Source organism: Mongoliitalea lutea (assembly GCF_014652135.1).
Classification (GTDB): domain Bacteria; phylum Bacteroidota; class Bacteroidia; order Cytophagales; family Cyclobacteriaceae; genus Mongoliitalea; species Mongoliitalea lutea.
Window position 1 is genome coordinate 21433 of record NZ_BMYF01000022.1, and the last position, 13946, is coordinate 35378.

Genomic DNA, 13946 nt, shown 5'->3' on the forward strand with positions numbered 1-13946 from the left:
ATTTTTGGTGATTCTGATGTATTCTTCTGGGATGAATGCCTATTTCAAAGCGATACATAAAAGAATTTCGATGTTATCCTTATAAAAGTGATTTAGCCAATTCAAACTCTTTATCAAAAGGCATTTCCAGGTCTTTTAACATTTCAGGTATGGTAATTGCCCAACTGACGTAGTAGTAGGCGAGGAGCTTATAACCTGAAAAAGACGAGTTGGGAATCAGGTTAAGCTTGTATCCTTTTTTCTGTGGATTGATACCATTTCTTCCCAGCATAGCGATCTCAAAAGCAATTTCTTTGACTTTTTCCGTTGGTTTATTCTTGAAGTAATTCAAAGCACCTACCATGTACATAGCCACGGCCATATTGATATCCTTGCCGGCGTGTTGTTCCTGGAATTTTCTCAGTTCTTCTTCATCATCTTCATCCAAACTGCTTTGCTGGAATGGATCATTTTCGATTTGCTCAAGTAAATCCTCAGGAGTTTTGGAAGAGATATTATCTGTTGACTTAGTGGATTTTTCCAGTTCTAATTTAAAGTAAGCATTCAATTCTAAATCTTCTCCCCAATGCTGAATCAGTTCGTATTCTTCACCTGGTTTCTTGTCATTCCTGTATTCGTTGAACTCCTCCCAAAACGCATTGCTCTGTTCCAATTCAAAGGGTTTGACAGCGTAGGTTTTTTGCATCTTTACTCCAAACAAAGACTCAAAATGTCGCGCTGATACCACGTTGAAGATCCTACTTTTGGTCATGATATCAGAAGGGGAGAGCTCAATGATTTTAGGGTCATTCACCGCTTTATGTGCCTCAAGGTTTAGCTGATACAATGAAACAAATTGAACATACCTGAGCTCTGGTAACTGATTGAAAAGGTAATCTTCGATAAAAAGGTCAATTGGGGTATTGAAGACCTGTCCCAGTATTCCGTGGAACAAGCCATATACATACTTGTCAATGGAGCTTTGTGGAATTCCTCTTTTCTCCAGTTTTTTTAACGAACCTTGAATGGACTTTCTGAAGTCTTCCAACTTGCTATCCTTGCCAATGAATAACATGTTTACATTCTCTTTGCGTGCTTCTTCAGCCAGTTTTAGATGGGTAAGTTCATGTGCTATCAGATGGTCTGTATTGGGATATTTTGGATTGGTTTTAACCAGGTGAAATTCCCTCCCATAATTCTCAGCAAATTCAACCTTGGCAGCTGTGGAGATACTTGAATCTTCTTCAATTTTCACCTCTTTACCGGTCAACGTTTCTATTTCCTGTATGTAGTCAACCAAAGCTTCCTTACCAACTTGCTGTTTGACTAGTGTATTAGCAGATTCAATTGCCAGTTGCATTGCTTTTTGATAAACCGCGCTATCTATCTTTTCTTCATTTTTGAAGGTATCGATGGCCAGTTCAAAGGCAGTTCTGAGATCTCCTTTTTCAAAATTCAATAGACCCAAGCCTAGGGTGATATGGGAGAATTTTGGATTTATTTTGTATGCCTTCGTGAGAAATCTCTCTGCCAGGCTTAATTTTCCCAACTGGAGAAAAGTGCCTCCGATATTGTTGAGAGCGACGTAATTATTCGGATCTGCTTCCATTACCTGTTCATAATAGGTCATGGCTGACTGCACGTCTTCAAAATAGCGGGCATGGATATTTCCCATAAGTATCAGTGCCCAATGATTTTTAGGATCCCACTTTAAGGCATCGATGAGAATGTCAATCGCTTTTTCATGCTGCCCATCTTCTTCGTAGGTCTGGGCCAGGTTACGGTAGTATTCACTGACAGTAGGATACCTGTTGATCAAGTCCTCCAATATAGGTCGCGCCTCTGAGAATCTTCCTTGCGCACATAAACCAGTTGCTTTAGAAAAAACACTGGGATCATCCTTCAATTGTTCCTTAGGTAATGATATTTCTATGCTTTCTTCCGTCAATTTGATTTCAGGAGTCAGATTGCTAAGACTGTAATATTTTTTGAGCGCAATAATTACCTGTTCGTCATTTGTAATATCGATGGAAGGGAAAAGCTTTTTTAGAAATTCTGAGCGGTGATAAAATATCTTCATTGAGATCGGTTACTGATAAAAGGATGCGATAGTAAAGATAGTCCAAAGAGCTTGTTTGGACAAAAAATAAGAGATTTAGAGTTCATCATTTCAGATTTTGGTATATTCAGGTCTAATACATCCAATCTCGAATTAACAAAACCAAATGCAAGACAGGAACGAACAAATCAATAAAGTAAATGCGTATTTTTACGCTTTTATTCTTAGTAAGGGTAAGGGAGATAGACTCATTTTTGAAGGACTTCAAGAGCCCATATCTTTCAATGTTGTTCCTGATTTTTTTGAGAATTGGGATAACATGATGACTTTGGTTGAATGTATTGAGGATTCTTTTAGTGTCACTGCCATTGTCACTCGCCTTAATTACGTCAAATTTGAGTTTGAAAATGGCGATCTTATTCAAGATAAAGGAAGCGATAAACTTGAGGCTTTTTTTGGTTGCTGCTATCAGGTGTTGACTAAGAACTGGAGTAAGGGAGGAACGTATTTTGATAGAGGAGGTGAGCCTTTCAATTTAGATGAAATCTGAGTCAATTTCTGATAAACAAAGCAATAGGCAGTGTAGATCCATACGGTCCTTTCATAAATACCCAAGGTTTATTTTTGTGGTCAATAAGTATTGACGAATCATATCACAGATACTAGTACACCAAATCTGCACTTGAACACGGTTTAATAGCTGTCCTTCCTCCAAAAACTATATTTTTTGAGATTTAATTTTCCTTTCAATTGATATTCATTCAGGTTCTTCAAATCATTGTAGTCGATTTCGCCTTCTTCCCATGCTTGGGCTTTTCGGAAATACCAGTAGGGATTAAATAATCCTTGTTTCAAAATAATGGAAACAACTTGCCTATCTTCCTCCATATCATGCTTAACATACTCTACATAAAAGTCATAAGAGTCAAGGTAAGCACTAAAAAAGGGAATAGATATTTGTTCACCAACTCTAGGTACCACGGGAAGAGACTTAAGCCTGAATGAGAGACTGTTCTTATCAGTATCGACATAGAAAACATATTCCACTTCCGCAATTGTAAAGAAAAAGTGTTCTTCTTCTGTCATATCCACGAGTTTCCTGTACATCTGCTGTAGTTGGTTTCTGACCCTATCATAGCTTAGTCCTGATAAGGCTACTAACTCTTTTAAAGAAGGGGAGTTTTTATCGTTTGTTGGTTCCCATGTACAGATTGCTTCTATCAGGGCTTTGTAAGTTTCTTCATGACCTAAGTTTTGTATAAGTGTTTTCTTAAGCCTTATGAGATTGTAGATGATTTGCTTTGAAGATATACTTGAATTGTCCATATATGTGATAGTAAGATTTGGTTTTTGGATAGTTATAAATTTACTCAGTTTCATCAGCTATTTAAAGAGTGCCAGATAGATTGAAACCTTTACTTTTACCATTAGATTGAGTATCTTTGAAAGAATCAGAAAGCATGTTTCTTTTTTAATCTAGTGTGATTAATTTGATTGTAGTTGATTTAGGTTTTGTAAATCCTGTAGCCTATTTGTTGCCAAACACTTTATAATATACTGATAGCAAACACTATGGGATTTTCTGTATCGGCAAATGAGTGTTGTCCACTAATGGCACGAATTACACGAAAAATAGGATTCTCGCTGAATCCACTAAAGGTGTTGAAATTTATTGGCGAAATGTAGTCGCATGGCTCTTTAGAGCTTGTCCACAGATTTTACAGATTGGCACAGAAGGGGGAGTTCTCGCAGAAAGCGCTGAATTCGCAGAAAGGAAAGGAAATTGAATTGTTGAGGTCTTTCAGACTTTGAAGGTTTTTTCAAAGGAAATGAGGGTTGTCCACTAATTGCAATAATTACACGAAAAAGATTCCTGATGAAAAAAATTCATTAATTAAATAGTTGAGACTCGGGATCATTTCGCTCACTACAATCTTTTTTCCATTGAAAATGATTCAAACATTATTCGTTAAAATTTATTAGGTGGTTATTGAAAAAGAATCAGAATAATAAATGATTTTGTTTTATTAGATAACCTTGGAATACCATCAAATATTATAACAGAAAGGTTTCATGGTCATGTTCATTGGAGTATTTTAAAGTTAAAAATTATTTACTCGAATGAATTTATAATAAATAAACCAATCCAGTTGTTTTCAAATTGAAAACTTTTTTCTAACTTCCACAGTTTATAAATATAAACCATTGAAAAACATCATTGCCTTAAGGAATCTGGTAAACTTCTATGAAAAGCACCCCGATGCAAAAGCTAGTATTGAAACATGGATATCCATAACAAAGGAGGCAGTTTGGAAGATGCCATTGGATGTAGTCAAAGACTTTCCCGATGCTGACCCAGTAAAAAATAATAGGGTGGTCTTTAATATTGCAAGAAATAAATACCGGCTTATTATTCAGATAAGTTATCCAAGGCAGTGGGTATTTATCAAATTCATCGGGACACATGCCGAATATGATAAAGCTGATGCCAATACAGTGGACCAGTTTTAAATCGTAAAATCAAATCGAAGTTATGAAATGGGATAAAATCATCACCACGGAGCAGGAATATGAAAAAGCTTTAAAGAGGCTTTCTTCAATAGTTGATGCCAATCCAGATAGCCCAGAAGGCATGGAGGCAGAACTTTTGGTCACACTAATTGAAAAGTATGAAAAAGAGCATTACCCTATCGCATTGCCTGAACCTATCACGGCCATCAAAGAAGCCATGGAAATGAAAGGGCTAAAGGATAAAGACTTGATGCCAGCTATTGGCAGTAAGACCATTGTTAGCCTTGTACTCAACCGTAAGCGAGCGTTGACTATAGATATGATCAGAAACCTTCACGAACTCCTAGGGTTGCCTGTAGATGTTTTGATACAACCTTATAAGCTCAATAGCAGTCAGGAAAAGGTGAAATAAATTTATGGGAATTCGAGTTACACATATCGTCAAGAAGACATATAAGAACAAGGCTGGAAATGAAATCTATCTCCGTCTCAAGGAAGAATTGAAAAACAGTGAATCTCTTAAAATATATTTCAAGGACGGATCCGTGCCTTCATCATCATTCCTTAACTCTTCTTTTGGTGCTCTAATTGAAGAAATTGGCTTACCAGAATTCCTTTGTTTGGTCAACCCTATTGAGCTGACACCAACACAAGCATATATGCTAAAGCATTATATACAATGGTTTAAGCCAGATTATACTAAACATTAAACTTAAGAGGCTTCCGCTTCTTTTTTAATTGACATTCTATTTTTTACACCTAATAATGTTGTTTTAATTCTATAAACTTCAAAATTTTCTTAATTTGAGTATTATAAATTCAACGCATACCTCACAGATCTACCTGCTCCTGATTGGATCAAAAGTCCATTTTCGTGAAGGAATTGCAGGTCTCTAGTTGCTGTGGCTTTGGAAACCTGAGTGATGGACATGTACTTCTTAGCGCTCATGCCTCCTTGGAAGCCTTCTGGTCCTGCTTCAAACATTTTTTCAATGACTTTGGTCTGTCTTTCATCCATGAAGTTTTTAAACTTATCAAAGTACTTCACCTTCCCCAGAAGAAATGCTACCAAAGCTTTAGAGTCTCGTTGGGCAGTGATGACCACTTTGATGAAATAGGCTATCCAATCAGTAATGTCCAAGCTCTTTTGCGCATCTTTCAATGCCAGGTAATAGGAATTTTTATCTGCTTCAATGATTTTAGAAATACTCAACAGGACTGGTTTTCCCAGATATTGTGATAATGCTTTTTCTGCAAGTGCTCTGCCGATTCTTCCGTTACCATCTTCAAACGGATGTATGGATTCAAAATATAAATGCACAATGGCTGACTTCAACAAAGCTGAACCGATGACATTGATTTGGGGGAAGTTAGCTTGGTTGTACCAGTTAACCATCAATTCCATTTCTTTGGCCACCTGATCTGATGGTGGAGCCTCAAAATGCACTATTTCTCTTCCTATGGATCCAGAAACCACCTGCATGGGTTCCTGCCCCGCTCTCCAATCGCCTACAAGTAGATTCTTAGCATGAGAAAAGAGGATTTTGTGCCAATTTTTTAGCATTTCTGTACTCAAAGGCTCTAGAAAACTAGACCTTACCTCTACTATCAACTCGGCAATCCCAGCCGAATAGCGATCTTTTATTGTAACAGGTGGTTGGTTTAGTCCAAGTTGGTTCTTGATTGAAGACATGACATCCTCTCTGCTGTAAAACTCACCTTCAATAGCGGAGGATTTTATGGCCTCAGAAACCATGATGTTTATGACCGTTTCTTCCTCCAAATCTGTGGATAGCCCTTTTTCCATACCGCTCAACTCAGCCCATTCCAAGGAGAATTCAAGAAATAATGGCTGTAATGTATCCAAATCATACTGGAAATTCGGCCAATTATGATGTTGCCAGTTATAGGTCATGAGCCAATTATTTTATCTAATCGGCTCAAATATAGCAAAAATTTGAGCCGATTAAAAGGATTAATCGGCTCAAAATGGTTTTATTTCATATTGGAATATGGAATAAGTGCTTCTCTCTTTTCATAAAATGAAGCATAGATTTTATTTATACTTTCAATTGAATTCTATCAAATTTCTTCCATTCGTCGCAAACATCCTCTTGTTTATGCCTGGCTTGATTATAGACTTCGCTTCTGGTGCGATCTACAAGCCAGAAGGAAAATAAAAAAAGCGGCTCTCAAGCCTCTTTTTTATTTGATAGTCTATTTTTTACACCTAATGATGCTGTTTTAGTTCTATAAACTTCAAAATTTTCTTAATTTGTATTTTTTAAATCAGTTTAAAAAAATATGACACGCATGTTAGCCATAGTATTAATTATTTTTGGAGTTGTTGCCATAGGGTCAGGTATTTGGATGCTTGGATCTGAGAGCTCACCTTCGTTGGATCAAAAAAGTCTTGAGAATGCCAAAGCTTCTGCATTAATAGATGCAAATTTCACTGCTAAAGAAGAAACCTTCATTAGAGATACAGTAATTCAAAGCGGAAATGATCCTGAAAAAATTATTTCTAAAATCAAGGAAGACCTGAAAGCATCAGAAGATGAACCAAAGGACGAGTTAATCGATGTAAATGCTAAGGCAGGATTGGATTTTGAGAAGTTCATCGTCATGAAATTCAATAAGGACTATTTCGTCATCAAACAATGGGCAGGAGATAAATTTGTAGAGGGTAGGTATGCAGAAAGTACTTTAGATCCCGATTTACAATTGGAGTTGAAGTTAGGAAATAAACGCTATCCTGTTGCGGTAGAATGTAAGTGGAGAAGTAATATAAAAGGAGATTTTATACGCTTTGCTAGTGATGGACAATTAGAACGATACCAGGCATTTGAAACTCGCACTAAAATCCCAACCTTTATCGCCTTAGGTGTTGGTGGAAGTCCTTCTTCCCCCGATGCTCTTTATATTATCCCCGTTTCAGCTTTTAAAAAACCTATCCAACATATGGACAACATCAATAAATATTGGAAGCCAATAGATAAAGATTTTTTCTTTGACCAAGAGAAGGGTGAGTTGAGGTGATAAATCGCAAATACTATGATAACAACCGCGCACAAATATATTGACTAAAACTAAGTTAAGGAGTCAGATACTGCTTTGATTCTTGGAGCTTTCCACCCCCATAGGACTGACAATTTTATATTCATCTTCTGGGCAAGCAAATGTCGATATCAAAAAGAAGGGTGAGTTCTTGCAGGAAACGCTGGACTCATTCGATGCAAAAAAGCAAAGAACCAGGTAAGTAGGGGCGTAGCCCTGTGATCTTCGTAGAAAAAATGGTTGAAATGTGGTCAGAGGCGCGTAGCGCTGAGATCTTGTCAGGATCGAAGGTTGAATTTAGACACAGATTGAATATATGATTATCGCAGATTTACACAGATTTTTTGCTGGCGCAAATAGAGGAGTTCTCGCAGAAAGCGCGGAATCCGTAGAAAGAAAAGGAAATTGAATTGTTGAGGTCTTCCAGACCTCGAAAGTTTTCCACTGAAATGAGGTTTGTCCACTAATTGCACGAATTACACGAAAAATAGGCTTCTCGCCGAATCCACTAAAGGCGCTGAAAGTTATTTTGGAAATGTAGTCGCATGTCTCCTTAGAGCTTGTCCACAGATTTTACAGATTGGCACAGAAGAGGGAGTTTTTGCAGAAAGTGCGGAATGCGCAAAAAGAAAAGGAATTTGAACCATTGAGGTCTTCCAGACCTCGATGGTTTTTATGGTTTTAACACATCGAATTTTCTGGCAAACTGCATAATCAAATCTAAAATCTACCTTCAAAAATCTAAAATTCATTAAAGCCGCAGGAGTAAAAAAAGGAATCCACACCCTTATATCCAAGGATATTTGGTGGTTACAAGGTGTTTAATGACCCGTGAGGGTTATCATAATAGTAACCATGGGTCCTCGGACCCGTGGGCAAAGCGCCCTTACCTCTGCCCTGAAGGGGCAGTACAATTATTCGTGATATAATAATTCCTTAAATCCACCGGGCAGATTTTAGGTTTAGATTTTTAAAAATCGAATTTTTCTAGCTTAATTATGCATTAAATCAAAAACTAGCCATTATTAGAAAGGTCTATGTATTGTTCTGAAATCGAAATTCTACCTTCTAAAATCTAAAATTCAAATCATGGGCCTACTAATCCTCTCATTCTTTCCTTTGATGGCAATTTTTCTTGGGCTATGGTTGATTTATATTAGTCTCAGAAAACCAAAGTGAGATAGATTACTATCCCTTGACTTTTTCATGTTGAAATTTTATTGGGGTAAAACCAGTGGCTGGCAACATATAATTATAACGCTCGTTTGAGTTGAAAAAGTAAGCGAAAATAATCCGATGATTGCCAATTTTCTTGCTAAGAAATATGGGAATCAATGGAAAGATGAATTACAATCAAAGCCTCTGGGAATTAAATGAGCAGCACAATAGGTTCAATTAAATTTCGTTTAACTAATTCCTAGTATGTTTTGTGTAAAACTTCAAAAAAATCATCTTTAAATTTCTCTATCAACTTTATACATAATAACTAAAGGGCCCTTTGCATATAGCATTGGGCCCTTTTTGATTAGGTTTATCGGGATGATCCCTTTAAGTATTTATTGCAAAGAAAGTGGTGACCTTGCAAAAATTAAATTCCTGCTGAATCTTTCAAATCTGTTTTATCCGCAATAGACTTATTCATTGTCTTTTGCTGGTCTGAAATAACGAATAGGGGCTTTGGGCTCAGGTTTTAGTTCCACACCCTGCGTTTCCATCAGTTTCAGTGCCTCTTCTACCGCACGCTCCAGTTGTGGGTCACGTCCCTTGATTACATCCAAAGGAGTCTGCTCAACAGGAATATCCGGTTTCACGCCTACACCTTCTACTGCCCACTCTCCATCGATATCAAAGAATCCTCCCCTCGGTGCTACCATTCTTCCCCCATCGATAAAGGACGGCGTATCCCAAGTTCCGACCAATCCTCCCCAAGTTTGGGTACCGATCAATGGACCAATCTTCATTTTGCTAAACAAATAGGGCAGCAAGTCACCACCTGAACCAGCACGCTCATTGATCAACATGACTTTTGGTCCCCAGATGCCTGACATAGGTGTAGTAAATGGCCTTCGGTCATTGGCCCTACTATTGAAATAGCCATGCAGCTCTCGTGCCATGATGTCCACCATGTAATCAGCCGCAGACCCACCGCCATTATTCCGCTCATCTATCACGGCACCCTTTTTATCCTGCTGCGCAAAATAGTAGCGGTTGAAATAGGTGTAGCCACCTTGTCCGGTATTTGGAACATATACATAGGCCAATTGACCATTTGAAAGCTCGTCTACCTTTCTGCGGTTTCCTTCTACCCAATCCATCATACGAAGTTGGCTTTCATTGGCCACAGGCACTACGGTTATTGTTCGGGAATTTGTTCCGTTGGCATTAGAAGCTAACGTTAGTTTCACTTGCTTGCCAGCTGTATTTTCGAAGTAGCTAAAGAAATTTACCTGTGGGTCAAGGCTAACTCCATTGACAGCCAAAATGAAATCACCTTCTTTGACATCGATTCCAGGTACAGCCAGAGGAGCTTGAAGGGTTGGGTTCCAGTTTTCACCGTTGTAGATTTTTTGGATTTGGTATTTTCCATTGGAGACGTTGATATCTGCACCAAGTAAACCAATGTTTACAGATTTTACTTGTGGAAAATCACCTCCCGAGGTGTAACTATGACCCACAGCTACCTCACCACCCAGGATATCGATCACATAATTCATATCAGAGCGATGCTTGACATGGGCTACCCATGGTTTGTACCACTCATAAATTTCGTCCCATGGAGCTCCATGAACATTATCCACATACAGGAAGTCACGCTGATAGCGCCATCCTTCCCGATAGATTTGTTCCCATTCTTCCCGTGGATTTACTTTGATTTTGAAACCATTTAATGCTTTCAAGCTTCCATCACCCGGTTTTTTACCTCCTCCGGTGGTTTCCACAATTCCCCAGTTCCCATTTGCTTGGTACAATAGGGATTTTCTGTCATGGGACACCGTAGCAGTAGATACACCGCTCATGTGAACTTCTGATTTCCGCTCTTTGAAGTTGTAGCGATGCAAGGTGACACCGGATTGGTTGGGAACTGATTCCATGTAGAATACATAATTTTCAGGTCCTGCTACCAAAGCTGTATAATCTCTTGCAGGAACATCTACTGCAATAATTCGCTGCCAGATGCCTTCCGCATCAATGCTTACGGTATTGGAAGCTTCTTTCTTTTCCTCTTTCTTGGCTTCTTCTTCATTACTTTCCGGTAGGAAAGGAGATTTTCCATTTTTGGAAAGTACTGCTGCATACAAACTCCTAGTCACTGGTCTATCATAACTCGACATATCCAACCAACCGGTGTTTAACCCGAAATTGGTGGAGGCCAAGAAGTACAAGTATTGTCCATTAGCGTCCCATACAGGAGAAATAGCATCGGCCATACTATCAGTAATCTGGATATTTTTACCGGTACTCACTTCATATGCGAATATAGCTTTGAACTGATTATCCAATAATCGGGCATAAGCGATCCACTTTCCATCAGGCGACCAAACCGGATTCATGCTTCGGTTAGGATGCGCAAAGCGGTCGGTATCGGCTATTTTAGCGGTTCCGTTCTCTATATTGACAACCCAGATATTGTAATCAGTATCTGTAAAGGCAATGTGTTTGTTATCAGAAGACCAGTCGGGTCTGAAGAAGAAGGTACTTTGAGGCAGTTTGATAGTTCTGCTCTGAATTCCTTCCTGATCACTGATGATCAATTGATATTCTCCACTAGCATCTGAAAACCATGCGATTTTTTGACCATCGGGAGACCAAACAGGTGCTCTCTCCGCAGATTTGGAAGAATTGGTGAGGTTACGAGCATCTCCTTTTTCTTTGGGAACAGTGATGATTTCTCCCCGATACTCAAAAACTGCCCGCTGTCCGGTAGGAGAGAGGGAAGCATTCATCAAGCCTCTGCTTGTGACATCGGTCCATCGTTCCCGTGCCCAATGAAAATCGCCTTTGATGGAAATAGTTAACTGTCTTGTAGCTCCTGTGGAAGGATTGAGTATATGTAGATAGCCTCCTTGTTCGTAGACAATTTCTTCTCCGTTGGAGTCAAGATTTTTCACATCAAAATCTTTGTGGAAGGTCTCTTGTTTGAGAGTTTTTGAATTGGGTTCGAATGACCAGATGTTATTGGCAAAATCCCGCTCGGAAAGGAAAAACACTTTATTTCCATGCCAAATGGGTTGGGTATGACGCTCATTGTCTGTTTGGGGAGTCATTTGTAGCTCATAGCTTTCCATGTCTACGATCCAAATAGGTTTTGCCTGACCACCGCGGTAATTTCTCCATTCGGGATCCCAGAAAGCGATTTGCTGATATGCGATGTGTTTGCCATCAGGAGAAATCCGGCCATTGACTGCTCTAGGAATGATCAAAGACTCTTCCATACCTCCATCCTTGGAGATTTTGAAGAATTTAGATTCTTTTGTTGGAACATTTTCTCTTGCGGATGTAAACAAAACATGCTGACCATCTGGAGTCCATCCCGTCACATAATCAGGGCCTGGATGCCAGGTGAGACGTTTGGGTTCTCCACCTTCTACGGGAATCACATAGACATCTGTATTGCCATCATATTGGGCAGTAAAGGCGATGTGTTTTCCATCAGGAGAGAAATGAGGGAGATTTTCAGCCCCTTCATTGCTAGTCAGTCGAATGGCCTCTCCACCATTTTTGGAAACTCTCCAAAGGTCGTTGGCATGTACAAAAACGATGTAATCTTGGCTGATCGTTGGCTCTCGAAGCAACATGCTTCCTTGTGCAATGCTTTCCCAGGTGATGGAGAGAAGAAGCAAAGCACTTAGCACTAGTTTTTTCATACTGTTAAGTGGGTTTATACAACATACAAGTTAATCGAAACCTATGGAATCCCTTGACCGCTGGTCAAATTCTTAGGATTCCTTTTTAAAATCCATGCTTACGGAATTGATACAATAGCGGATGCCCCCTCGGTCTTTTGGGCCATCGGGGAAGCGATGCCCAAGATGTCCCCCACATCTCCCGCAAAGAATCTCTTCCCGAATCATAAAATGGGAATAATCCATTTGAACATCAATGGCATCCGGTCTGACAGGGTCGGTGAAGGATGGCCAGCCGCAGCCACTATCATATTTGGCATTTGAATGAAAAATCTCATTTCCACAGCCCTTACATTCATAGATTCCTGTATCCTTGTTTAGATTGTAGGCTCCTGTAAATGGGCGTTCGGTTCCCTTTTCCCGGAGGATATGGTAACTATGCGGATCGAGTATTTCCTGCCATTCTTCTTCAGTTTTTTGGATTTCGTAGGATTTGGGTGCTTTCTTTTTCATTGTTTAAGTATTTGTATCAAGACTGATAATTCACTCATTTTGTTGGTTGAATTTACGGCTTAATATCTTTTAACGCAGCATAATTTTTAAATTGAGGGATGCATCGTAATTTTCGACTATGAAACGGTTGGTTTATATAGCGGTCTTTTTTGGAATACAACTGTTTGCTTTTCAGCTTGCTGCTCAAAGTATTACGGGAAATGTCATCGACGGGACAGACCGTGGATTTTTAGAAAAAGTATGGGTGATCAATCTCAGTAATCAAGATAGTAGTTTGACCAATGAGCGGGGTTACTTCAAAGTAAGGGGTTCCAAGGGAGATAGTCTTTTGTTTTTCAGGCAACATTTTATTCCCAAAAAACTTATGGTGGGGAATGATACGCATATTTTAACAGACATTTATTTGGACGCCCGCATGCTTCCTAGATTTGATGTATATGGGGAGGCAATTGTGATTCCTTTTCGGGCAGGGAATCAAAGCAGCATGCGTGGTTTGAGTGATAGACCGGCAGGGCCTGGGAAAATTTATCGGGGAGTTTCAGGAAATGACGGGCTATCTCCGGGCTTTACTATCGATGGTCCTATTTCTTATTTTATGAAGTCAGAGCGCCAAAAGCGGGAATATGCCAGAAAGCTTGCTTTTATGGCGAGGCAAGAAGATTATTTGCGATTGATCCAATCCGACTCGGTTATGCAAGCCTTGAAATCCGAATTTAGACTATCAGACAAGGATATGGATGATTTGATTATAGAGTTCAACTTGGCCAACATAAGTCATCAGTTTTTGGATATGGATTATGATAGGGTGGAGCGCTTGCTTTTGAATTTCTTGGAAAGTAGAACACGTTATCGCCTAGAACCCAAACCGGATAAAAAATAAAATCCGACCCAAAGAGTCGGATTTTATCTGTTTTGTTAGTCCCAAACAAATAGAATGTGGTGCCTGACTACCCAAAAGTACCACCAACGAAGCTAAACCAATA

Annotated in this window: 11 protein-coding genes and 1 pseudogene; 7 read left to right on the forward strand and 5 right to left on the reverse strand. The window is 39.1% G+C overall.

Annotated features, from left to right (window positions below; genetic code table 11):
- Positions 1–79: 79 nt before the first annotated feature.
- Positions 80–2059 carry a tetratricopeptide repeat protein gene (locus tag IE080_RS15895; protein ID WP_189584888.1) on the reverse strand — a complete coding sequence of 660 codons (1980 nt, stop codon included), beginning with the start codon at positions 2057–2059 and terminating at the stop codon, positions 80–82.
- A gap of 145 nt (positions 2060–2204) precedes the next feature.
- Between IE080_RS15895 and IE080_RS15900 the strand changes: the two genes are divergently transcribed.
- Complete coding sequence (locus tag IE080_RS15900) at positions 2205–2588, forward strand: hypothetical protein (protein WP_189584890.1); 384 nt, start codon at positions 2205–2207, stop codon at positions 2586–2588.
- 143 nt (positions 2589–2731) lie between these two features.
- Here the strand turns inward: IE080_RS15900 and IE080_RS15905 are convergent, their stop codons facing one another.
- A complete protein-coding gene (locus IE080_RS15905; RefSeq protein WP_189584892.1) occupies positions 2732–3364 on the reverse strand; it encodes a hypothetical protein in 633 nt (210 codons plus the stop codon).
- An 879-nt stretch (positions 3365–4243) separates the two neighbouring features.
- Here IE080_RS15905 and IE080_RS15910 point away from each other — a divergent pair.
- The 3 genes from IE080_RS15910 to IE080_RS15920 are packed head-to-tail and all read left to right on the forward strand — an operon-like array spanning position 4244 to position 5259.
- On the forward strand, positions 4244–4549 hold the full coding sequence (locus tag IE080_RS15910) for a type II toxin-antitoxin system HigB family toxin (protein ID WP_189584894.1): 306 nt from the start codon (positions 4244–4246) through the stop codon (positions 4547–4549).
- Positions 4550–4571: 22 nt separating this feature from the next.
- The gene (locus tag IE080_RS15915; RefSeq protein ID WP_189584896.1) at positions 4572–4961 is read left to right on the forward strand and encodes a helix-turn-helix domain-containing protein; all 390 of its coding nucleotides are present in this window, start codon (positions 4572–4574) and stop codon (positions 4959–4961) included.
- 4 nt (positions 4962–4965) lie between these two features.
- Positions 4966–5259 (forward strand): STAS-like domain-containing protein, encoded by a 294-nt coding sequence (locus IE080_RS15920; protein WP_189584899.1) that lies wholly within the window; start codon positions 4966–4968, stop codon positions 5257–5259.
- Between the two features lie 101 nt (positions 5260–5360).
- Here the strand turns inward: IE080_RS15920 and IE080_RS15925 are convergent, their stop codons facing one another.
- Positions 5361–6464 (reverse strand): Fic family protein, encoded by a 1104-nt coding sequence (locus IE080_RS15925; RefSeq protein ID WP_189584902.1) that lies wholly within the window; start codon positions 6462–6464, stop codon positions 5361–5363.
- 398 nt (positions 6465–6862) lie between these two features.
- Here IE080_RS15925 and IE080_RS15930 point away from each other — a divergent pair, with 398 nt between their 5' ends.
- Together IE080_RS15930 and IE080_RS19780 are read left to right on the forward strand one after the other, a co-directional pair.
- Positions 6863–7588 (forward strand): hypothetical protein, encoded by a 726-nt coding sequence (locus IE080_RS15930; RefSeq protein ID WP_189584905.1) that lies wholly within the window; start codon positions 6863–6865, stop codon positions 7586–7588.
- A gap of 1302 nt (positions 7589–8890) precedes the next feature.
- Positions 8891–8983, forward strand: a pseudogene (locus IE080_RS19780) (FEKKY domain-containing protein); the annotation flags it as partial.
- Positions 8984–9240: 257 nt separating this feature from the next.
- On the opposite strand, the gene IE080_RS15935 reads toward IE080_RS19780, so the two are convergent.
- Both IE080_RS15935 and msrB read right to left on the reverse strand, forming a co-directional pair.
- Positions 9241–12471 carry a S41 family peptidase gene (locus IE080_RS15935; protein ID WP_189584908.1) on the reverse strand — a complete coding sequence of 1077 codons (3231 nt, stop codon included), beginning with the start codon at positions 12469–12471 and terminating at the stop codon, positions 9241–9243.
- A gap of 72 nt (positions 12472–12543) precedes the next feature.
- Positions 12544–12963 (reverse strand): peptide-methionine (R)-S-oxide reductase MsrB, encoded by a 420-nt coding sequence (gene msrB / locus IE080_RS15940; protein ID WP_189584911.1) that lies wholly within the window; start codon positions 12961–12963, stop codon positions 12544–12546.
- 118 nt (positions 12964–13081) lie between these two features.
- Here msrB and IE080_RS15945 point away from each other — a divergent pair, with 118 nt between their 5' ends.
- Positions 13082–13843, forward strand: a complete 762-nt coding sequence (locus tag IE080_RS15945; protein ID WP_229800685.1) for a hypothetical protein — start codon at positions 13082–13084, stop codon at positions 13841–13843.
- Positions 13844–13946: the final 103 nt, after the last annotated feature.

Excerpts from the sequence above, each read along its gene's own strand:
- IE080_RS15945 (WP_229800685.1), top strand. The coding sequence starts at position 13,082 with ATGAAACGGTTGGTTTATATAGCGGTCTTTTTTGGAATACAACTGTTT.
- IE080_RS15900 (WP_189584890.1), top strand. The coding sequence starts at position 2,205 with ATGCAAGACAGGAACGAACAAATCAATAAAGTAAATGCGTATTTTTAC.
- IE080_RS15935 (WP_189584908.1), bottom strand. The coding sequence starts at position 12,471 with ATGAAAAAACTAGTGCTAAGTGCTTTGCTTCTTCTCTCCATCACCTGG.
- IE080_RS15920 (WP_189584899.1), top strand. The coding sequence starts at position 4,966 with ATGGGAATTCGAGTTACACATATCGTCAAGAAGACATATAAGAACAAG.
- msrB (WP_189584911.1), bottom strand. The coding sequence starts at position 12,963 with ATGAAAAAGAAAGCACCCAAATCCTACGAAATCCAAAAAACTGAAGAA.
- IE080_RS15905 (WP_189584892.1), bottom strand. The coding sequence starts at position 3,364 with ATGGACAATTCAAGTATATCTTCAAAGCAAATCATCTACAATCTCATA.
- IE080_RS15895 (WP_189584888.1), bottom strand. The coding sequence starts at position 2,059 with ATGAAGATATTTTATCACCGCTCAGAATTTCTAAAAAAGCTTTTCCCT.
- IE080_RS15915 (WP_189584896.1), top strand. The coding sequence starts at position 4,572 with ATGAAATGGGATAAAATCATCACCACGGAGCAGGAATATGAAAAAGCT.
- IE080_RS15930 (WP_189584905.1), top strand. The coding sequence starts at position 6,863 with ATGTTAGCCATAGTATTAATTATTTTTGGAGTTGTTGCCATAGGGTCA.
- IE080_RS15925 (WP_189584902.1), bottom strand. The coding sequence starts at position 6,464 with ATGACCTATAACTGGCAACATCATAATTGGCCGAATTTCCAGTATGAT.